Source organism: Rhodobaculum claviforme (genome assembly GCF_016653255.1).
GTDB lineage: Bacteria > Pseudomonadota > Alphaproteobacteria > Rhodobacterales > Rhodobacteraceae > Rhodobaculum > Rhodobaculum claviforme.
The window spans coordinates 1-7,409 of the sequence record NZ_NHSD01000164.1 but is presented as its reverse complement, the minus strand read 5'-3'; the positions used below and the strand labels follow the sequence as shown (position 1 = coordinate 7,409).

Sequence of the window (7,409 nt, the reverse complement as noted above, 5' to 3'; positions counted from 1 at the left end):
GCTGGGAAGGGGCCGCTCGTGCAGGGCTGAAGGGGGCGTCATGGCGGGACGGCCCACATCTGTTCCGGCCTCGGGGCCCTGCGTGCGCGTGTCAGTTCCGTGGTTGCCTCTGATGCGGGCCTGCCGGACCTGCCAGCGCAAGGCCGCGCGTCTGGCGGACATGCACCTGCGCGGGGGCGGGCAGTACCGCGCCGTCCGCCTCCGGATCGCGGGAGCCGCGCGTCTGGCTGGCCGCGACCGGCCGCTCCTGTCGGACATAGCGCCCCGCCAGAGCGCCGCCCACAAGCCACGTCAAGGGCGTGATCGTTCCGTTGGGAATGAGGTCCACCAATCCCGCTGATGCCACCAGCGCGAGCCCCGTGGTCGCCGGTGCCAACATGTCCTTGCGCCGCAGCGCAAGAAAGATGATCGGAAGTGTAAGCAACCCGAACCGCGCGAGGTATCCGACCCAGCCGAACTGGCCCATGAAGATTACCCATGCGCCATCCGTCACGCTGATGTCGCGGCCGGTTTCCGCGTTGAACACCCTGTTGCGGCTCCAGGTGCCCCAGCCGGTCACGGGTTTGCGGTTGGCATGCTCCAGCAGCATGTCCTCGTGGTAGAACCTGAAGGCCAGCGACTGGGCGCGGGCGGGATCGATTCGCTCGGCGGTCTGAACAAGGGCGTCGGTGGGGATGTATCCCGCGCCGCGCAGCATCGGAAACACCAGCACGAGTCCCGCAAGCACCGCTGCCACAAGGATTTGTGTGCGCGGCGGCGTCAGCAGGACGATCGGAGCGACCAGGATCACCAGTACCAGCGCGCCCAGCGACCGCGACAGCGCCAACATCAGGAACAGCCAGACCGCCGCAAGGATCCAGGGCGCCGCCGCGACCCGCGCCCGCAGCGCTTGGCGCCACAGCACGCAAGCCGCGAGCGTCGCCGTCGCCATGAAGATGGCAAGCCAGAGGCCGTGGTTGAGAAAAACCACCGGTCGGAACCCGTCGCCCCGAGCGTGCTGTGCGAAGGAGTGCGGAAAGAAGCCATAGATCTTGACATTCAGCTGCGGGCTCATCCGGATTTCATAGGCGACCAGCACCGAGTACCCGAGACCCAGGATGACCAGCGTGCGCAGCAACACCACATGGCGCTGGGTTGTCCCGAGAAACCACAGGCCCAGCACGAACGGGATCAGCGTCACGAGCACTTCCTGCACCACGGATCCGTAGTCCCAGGCCCGCATTCCGCCGATAACCATTGGGCCATAGACCAGCGCTTCGGAGTTGTTCAGGACCGTCAGGGCAGGAAATACCAGCATGAGGCCGAGCAGGCCATAAACCACGCCCTTCGGCACTCCGCGGAGTGGCACGGACTGGACCGCATCGCGCGCCGCCGCGCTCCGACCGCCCGGTGCGGTGCCCCGCAACTGTTCCGACAGCCTGTCGCTTTGCGCCAGCAGCAGGCACATGACCAGCGCCGCCATGCTCGGCACGCTGTCCTTGCTCAGGCTCGGCAGCAGCGTGAGGTCCATCCCCGCCCGCCCGGGCAGCAGCAGGTACCCGCCGATGATGGACAGGCACAGCGCGTTGGCCAGTGGCATGGAGCGGAACATGACCAGCATCACCAGCGGCCAGCAATAGAGCATGATGTAGGCGAAGGTATTGGGCATCCAGAGGTTCTCTGTGCTGCGGACCGGCGGATTTGCACCGCGCCATGCCTAGACCATTTTTGCCCAGAGCTGTAGCATCTTTTCCGTGTCGACAGGGCAGGGAACAGGATGGGCGCGGACAAGGCAGGGGATGCGGTGGTGGCCGCCGTCGTGCGGCGCGGTGTCGGGTGTGGATCGCGCGGCCGCCGGGCGCGGCGGCCGGAGCGGGGCTCCGGTGCGCGCCACGCTCGAACGGTGATGGTGCGCCGGTTGCCTGTCGGTCGCCGGGGCGCGGGGCTGACGTGCCTGCCGGTCTCCGGGCTGTGGTCCATGGGGCGGGTGGGGCGTCCGGGTTCCGTCGGGGTGCCGCGCCGGGGCGCGGCGCTTGTGGCGTCGAGGCGCGCGGGTCGGCAAGGCGGGGTGTCGGCGGCCGCCCCTGGCATTTGCACAGGTATCGGCAGGGGCGGTCCGGACGCATGAGCCGTCTTGCCAGTGTTGGTGCGGTCGTCATAGGGCGCAACGAGGGCGCGCGCCTGATCGCCTGTCTCGCCTCCCTGCCCGAGGGGCTGGCGCGGGTGGTCTATGTCGACTCCGGCTCGGATGACGGCAGTGTCGCGGCGGCCACGGCGGCGGGGGTACAGGTCGTGGTCCTCGACCCGACCCGGCCCTTCGGCGCGGCCCGCGCCCGCAACGAGGGGGTCGAGGCGCTGGTCGCGGGCTCCCGGCCCGATTACGTCCAGTTCATCGACGGCGACTGCATCGTCGCGCCGGGATGGGTGGAGACGGCGGCGGCGTTCCTCGAAGCCCACCCGCGGGCGGCCGTTGTCTGCGGACGGCGGCGTGAGCGGTTTCCGGACAGGTCCGTGTACAACCGGCTCGCGGACCGCGAATGGGCGACACCGGAGGGCCTCGTGGCCTCCTGTGGGGGGGACTCGCTCATGCGCGTCGCGCCGTTCTCGGCGGTGGGGGGCTTCAACCCCGCGCTGATCGCCGGCGAGGAGCCGGAGCTGTGCGCCCGGCTGCGCGGCGCCGGCTGGGAGGTGCACCGCATCGACGCCGAGATGACCGTCCACGACGCCGACATGACCCGGTTTTCGCAGTGGTGGCGCCGGGCCCGGCGGGGGGGGCTTGCGGCGGCGCAGGGCGCGGCGATGCACGGCGGCGCCGCCGAGCGCGCCCAGCTGCGCCGCGCGCTGCTGTGGGGGCTTGCCTTGCCGCTGGTGGCGGTGGGCGGAGCCGTGGTGACACCCTGGAGCCTCGGGCTGCTTCTGGCGCTTCCGGCGCAGGTGATCCGCCTGGGCATGCGCGCCGGGCCGCTGCGGCGATCCTCGTGGGAATGGGCGATGTTCGCCACCCTGGGCAAGACACCGGAGGCGCTGGGCGTCCTCGACTTTGCCATGCGGCGGCTGAGAGGGCGGCCCGGGGGGCTGATCGAGTACAAGTAGGGCCGAGCGGTGCCGGGCCGGGGGCGCCGCAGGGACGCGCGCCTTGGTGTCCGGGCGACGGGGGCAGGTGTGCCCGACGCTCCGACCTGACGCCCCGACCTGACGCCCCGGCCCGACTCCCTGGCCCTGGGCCATCGCGACCGGGTGTCGGATGCCGCGCGGGGCAGCGTCGACCGACGACGGGCGGCCGTTGCGCGCGGTGGTCCCGCAGGGTCGGTCACTTCCGAAAGGTGCGACGACGCCTGCCGGGTGCCGGGGCGGGCGTCGGTTCGGGCTGTCGGTTCGGCCTCTTGGTTCGGGCCATCGGGGCGGGCTGTCCGGGCTGCGGTCGCGATGGCGCGGCGCGTGGCCGACGCCGCCGTGGATGCGACGGGGGCACGACGGTGGGGGACGCCCGGTGGTCTCAGCCCCCCGCGACCCCGCCGGGTTTGCGGGCCACGCCCATGTAGAGGATCGCCGTCAGCGGCAACCGCCCGAAGGTCAGGTCGCCGCGCCGGTTGATCCCGCGCGGCCCCAGCCCGGTGAAGCGCCCGGCGACCAGCCCCGCGTCGCGCAGGCCCCGGCGCAGCTCGGCGGGCTTGATGAACAGTGCGGGGTCGTGGGTGCCCCGGGGCAGCAGGCGCAGGATGTCCTCGGCCACGGTGACGGTGGCCAGCCGCGCAAGCGGGTTGCGGTTGATCGTGTCGAACAGGAACAGCCCACCCGGACGCAGCACGCGCGCCACCTCGGCCAGCACGCGGGTCAGGTCCGCCACATGTTCCAGCACATCCACGCAGACCACCGCGTCGAACCCCGCGTCGGCATAGGGCAGCGCCTCGCCCACGCCGATATCATAGGCGATGTCGTGGCCGCGGGCCTCGGCATGGGCGCGGGCGGCGGCGATGGCCCGGGCCGCGGGGTCGATTCCGGTGACGTGGGCGCCGCGCTCGGCCAGCGCCTCGGCCATGAAGCCGCCGGCGCAACCGAGGTCCAGAACCGCGCGATCGCGCCAGTCGATGTGGCGGTCGAACCACGACAAACGGCCGGGGACCATGTTGCGCAGGGTGCGCACCCAGCGGACGTCGTCGGACCACCAGTGACCCGCGGCGGTGTCATAGATGCTCAGGTCGTTGCGGGCGGGTTCAGCGGGCATGGTCGCGCCTCCGACGGGGCAAGGCATAGGGGACGGCGGCGCGGTAACGGTCGAACCGGGCGCCGTGGCGGGCGTGCAGCCGACGCTCTTTCAGGCGCGGTGCCACGAGGCAATAGGCGGTGTAGCCCACCGCAAGCACCAGCTGGTCCGGGGTCCACACCGGCACCGTCCACAGCGTCAGCGCAAACGCCACATAGATCGGCTGCCGGATCACCCGGAAGGTGCCGCGCGTGGGCATCGGCGGAAAGCGCGGGCGGCGCCCGGCCAGAAGCGACATCCAGCCCAGCGCGCCGGACTGCACCTCGGCGCCCGCGTCGAAACTGGCCTTCATCAGCAACAGCCACGCGGCGGCATAGGCGGTGCAGATCGCCCAGAATGCAGCCCCCTCGGCGCGCCACCACACGATCCCCGACGGCGTCCACAGCGCGAACAGCGCCAGCAACTGCACGCTGGCGATCAGCGCATAGGTCGTGGTGGCCAGCGTGCCGCCATGCGCCCCCGGGACCAGCCGCGCCACCACCCGCCCCCCGGCCCGCGTCAGCAGCAGCGAATGCAAAAGCGGAAACTGCACCAGCAGCGCCGCATTCGCCAGCGCCGCCCATGGCCAGGGGACGCGCCCCAGGCTCTCGCTCATGCCGAAGAACATCGCGGCGATCATCGCCAGCACGGCGGCGGCGAACACCGCGTGGCACAGCGCGCCCATGCCCAGCGCCAGCGCGATCCGCCCCGCCCCCGGTGCCGGGCGCAGCGCGCCCGCACACAGCCGCAGCAGGCCCGCGACGCGGGGGTCACGCCACATCCGCGCGCTCCAGCATGTCGGCGGCGATGGCGGTGCCGCTGGCCCACGCGGCCTCCACCCGCGGCCCGAGGCACCAGTCCCCGCCCAGCCACAGCCCCGCATGCCGCACAAACGGCTGGCCCAGCGGTGCCGTGACGCGGGCATACCGCCAGCGATGGGCGCTGGCGTGCAGGGCCGCGTCGGCCGACAGCCCCAGCCGCCCGGCCAGCAGCGCCAGCATGCGGGGGGCCAGCGCGGCGGGGGACGCCTCCAGATGGCGGGCGCTCCAGTCCGGGGCGGCCTGGGCGACCCAGGTGACGGGCCCCCGCGGGCGGCCCGGCTTGGTCACGTCGCAGGCGATCCAGGCCAGTGCCTCGTCCGTGTGCGCGGCGCTGGCGAAGGGGATCGGCGCATCGGCCGCAAACGCCGCCATCAGCGTCAGGCACGGCGCCAGCGCCACCCCGGCCACGGCCCGCGCCAGCGGATGGCCGTCCTCCAGCAGCGGCGCCACCTGCGGGGCGGGCACCGTCAGCACCACCGCGCGCGCGGCGATGGCCTCGGTTTCGGTGGTGACGGTCCAGCCGTCGGGTCCGGGGCGCAGTGCGCGGACCTCGGTGGCCTGGCGGATGTCCAGGCCATCGGCCATGGCGCGCGGCAGCGCCGACATCCCCGGCGCGCCGACCCAGTGCGCGCGGTCCGATCCGTCCTGCCAGCGCGCGACCGCCCCGCGCATGGCCATCCCCTCCAGCAGGGCCGCAAATGCGGGCTCCCGCGCGGTCATGTACTGCGCGCCATGGTCGAACTGGACCGCCGCGCCCGCCACCGTGGCGCGCCGCGTCGCCAGCCGCCCGCCGATGCCGCGCCCCTTGTCCAGCACCAGTGTGGGCACCCCGGCCTGTGCCAGCCGCCCTGCGCACGCCAGCCCCGCCATGCCCGCGCCGATCACCACCACCGGTGCCGCCATCGTCCCCTCCTGCGTTGTTGCGGCGGAACTGGCGCGGTGGCGGGCGAAGTCAAAGCCCGCCGCCCCTTGTGCGCCGTCCGAAGGGCGTTAGGCTGTGTGGGCTGGGGAGGGACGGAATGCCGCACGATCACCACGACCACGACCACGACCACGACCATGACCATGACCATGACCATGACAACCACCTCGACCCGATGGCGGCGCGGGTGCGCGCGCTGGAGACGATCCTGACGCGCAAGGGCCTGGTCGATCCCGCCGCCATCGACGCGATCATCGAGACCTACTCCGAGGATGTCGGCCCGCGCAACGGCGCGCAGGTCGTGGCCCGGGCCTGGGATGACGCCGGTTTCGCCGACTGGCTGCGCGGGGATGCCACCGCAGCGATTGCCGACATGGGCTTCATCGGCCGACAGGGTGAGCATATGCAGGCGGTGTTCAACACCCCCGAGGTGCACAACCTTGTCGTGTGCACCCTGTGCTCGTGCTACCCTTGGCCGGTGCTGGGGCTGCCGCCGGTGTGGTACAAGTCGCCCGCCTATCGCTCCCGTGCGGTGATGGAGCCGCGCGCGGTGCTGCGGGAATTCGGGCTGGAGTTGCCGGAGGGGCGCGCGGTCCGGGTGTGGGATTCCACCGCCGAGCTGCGCTATCTCGTGATCCCCGAACGCCCCGAGGGCACCGAGGGGCTGTCGCGCGCCGCGCTGGCCGATCTGGTGACACGCGATTCGATGATCGGGGCCGGGCTGGCGCGCCGTCCGGAGGGGGCATGAACGGGCCGCATGATCTGGGTGGGCAGATGGGCTTCGGCCCGGTGATCCCCGAGCCCGAGGCCGAACCCGAGGCCGTCGGGGCGCCGTTTCACGCCGCGTGGGAGGGGCGCGCGCTGGGCCTCACGCTGTGTGCGGGCGCGCTGGGCCACTGGTCGATCGACGAAAGCCGGCATGCGCGCGAAAGCCTGCCGCCGGCGGTCTATCACAGCTCCAGCTATTTCGAGATCTGGATCCGCGCGCTGGAGGCGCTGCTGCTGCGCCATGCGCTGCTGAGCGCGGCGGAGCTGGCATCCGGCGATGCCGCCCCCTCGGCCGCCCATCCGCGCAAGCTGGCGGCCGCGGCGGTGGCCGCGACGCTGGCGCGCGGCGGGCCGTCCGAGCGTCCCATCGACCGGCCCGCGCGCTTTGCCCCCGGCGACCGTGTGCGGGCGCGCAACATGCACCCCAGGGGCCACACGCGCCTGCCGCGGTATGTGCGCGGCCGCGTCGGCACGGTGGAGGCCGACCACGGCGGCCATGTCCTGCCCGATACCAACGCCCATGGGCGCGGCGAGTCGCCCGAGCGCCTCTATACCGTCGTGTTCGACGGCGCCGAGGTCTGGGGCGCGGATGCCGAACCCGGCCTGTCCATCTCGGTCGACGCATGGGAGAGCTACCTTGAGCCCGCATGACCCCGCCCCCGAACGCACTCCCGAC

At 72.6% G+C, this 7,409-nt stretch carries 7 protein-coding genes; 3 read left to right on the top strand and 4 right to left on the bottom strand.

What is annotated here, in order from left to right; genetic code table 11:
• Positions 1 to 91: 91 nt before the first annotated feature.
• The gene (locus CCR87_RS05430) at positions 92 to 1,600 is read right to left on the bottom strand and encodes an O-antigen ligase family protein (protein ID WP_201156546.1); all 1,509 of its coding nucleotides are present in this window, start codon (positions 1,598 to 1,600) and stop codon (positions 92 to 94) included.
• A gap of 503 nt (positions 1,601 to 2,103) precedes the next feature.
• On the opposite strand from CCR87_RS05430, the gene CCR87_RS05425 reads away from it, so the two are divergent.
• Positions 2,104 to 3,072: a glycosyltransferase family 2 protein gene (locus CCR87_RS05425; protein ID WP_201156545.1), complete on the top strand. Its 969-nt coding sequence runs from the start codon at positions 2,104 to 2,106 to the stop codon at positions 3,070 to 3,072.
• 403 nt (positions 3,073 to 3,475) lie between these two features.
• On the opposite strand, the gene ubiG is transcribed toward CCR87_RS05425, so the two are convergent.
• From ubiG to CCR87_RS05410, 3 genes are read right to left on the bottom strand one after another with little or no spacing between them, the layout of a single operon-like run.
• Entirely contained in the window at positions 3,476 to 4,204 is a 729-nt protein-coding gene (gene ubiG / locus CCR87_RS05420; protein WP_201156544.1) for a bifunctional 2-polyprenyl-6-hydroxyphenol methylase/3-demethylubiquinol 3-O-methyltransferase UbiG, read from the bottom strand.
• Positions 4,194 to 5,003, bottom strand: a complete 810-nt coding sequence (locus tag CCR87_RS05415; RefSeq protein WP_201156543.1) for a methyltransferase family protein — start codon at positions 5,001 to 5,003, stop codon at positions 4,194 to 4,196. The genes ubiG and CCR87_RS05415 overlap by 11 nt, the downstream gene beginning before the upstream one ends.
• On the bottom strand, positions 4,993 to 5,946 hold the full coding sequence (locus CCR87_RS05410; protein ID WP_201156542.1) for an NAD(P)/FAD-dependent oxidoreductase: 954 nt from the start codon (positions 5,944 to 5,946) through the stop codon (positions 4,993 to 4,995). Before CCR87_RS05410 ends, CCR87_RS05415 begins: the two co-directional genes overlap by 11 nt.
• A gap of 116 nt (positions 5,947 to 6,062) precedes the next feature.
• Between CCR87_RS05410 and nthA the strand changes: the two genes are divergently transcribed.
• A complete protein-coding gene (gene nthA / locus CCR87_RS05405) occupies positions 6,063 to 6,713 on the top strand; it encodes a nitrile hydratase subunit alpha (protein ID WP_201156541.1) in 651 nt (216 codons plus the stop codon).
• Positions 6,710 to 7,384, top strand: a complete 675-nt coding sequence (nthB, locus tag CCR87_RS05400) for a nitrile hydratase subunit beta (RefSeq protein ID WP_201156540.1) — start codon at positions 6,710 to 6,712, stop codon at positions 7,382 to 7,384. The genes nthA and nthB overlap by 4 nt, the downstream gene beginning before the upstream one ends.
• Positions 7,385 to 7,409: the final 25 nt, after the last annotated feature.